Source organism: Cupriavidus sp. 05T313 (genome assembly GCF_056396665.1).
This window is the reverse complement of the sequence record NZ_JBFTLX010000651.1, coordinates 1-430: the sequence shown is the minus strand read 5'-3', so window position 1 is coordinate 430 and position 430 is coordinate 1. Positions and strand designations below refer to the sequence as shown.

The 430-nt window shown below is 74.4% G+C and carries 1 pseudogene; it reads left to right on the top strand.

What is annotated here, in order from left to right:
• Positions 1 to 115: 115 nt before the first annotated feature.
• Positions 116 to 430 (top strand): annotated as a pseudogene (locus AC1DKD_RS42185) (DNA-binding protein); the annotation flags it as partial.

Here is a 430-nt window from a genome sequence, read left to right as displayed (position 1 = left end):
ACGCGCGGCGCTGCAGGGGGAACTGGACGCCGAGCGCCAGGCCCACGCCGCCGCGCGGGCGCGTCAGGAGGCGGGGCAGCGCCAGATCGAGGCGCTCGAGCGGCAATTGGGAGAGTTGCGTACCCAATTCTCGACGGAGCTGGAACGCACCCGCGAGCAGGTGGCCGTCGCACAGGAGCGGGCCAGTGCCACCGAACGCCGCGCGCTGCGCGAGATCGACCAGGAACGCACGCTGCGCCAGAAGGGCGAGCAGGTGGTCGCGGACCTGCGCACCGAACTGGCGGCCGTGCAGGTGAGGGCGCAAGACGCCGCCGTGGCCGGCGCGGAGGCGCGGGCGCGGTTGCAGGCCGAGCGCGACACGCTCAGCCGGCAACTGGCGGAGGCAGAGCAGGCGCTCGGACGAGGGCAGACGGCGCAAGAAGGGCTGCGG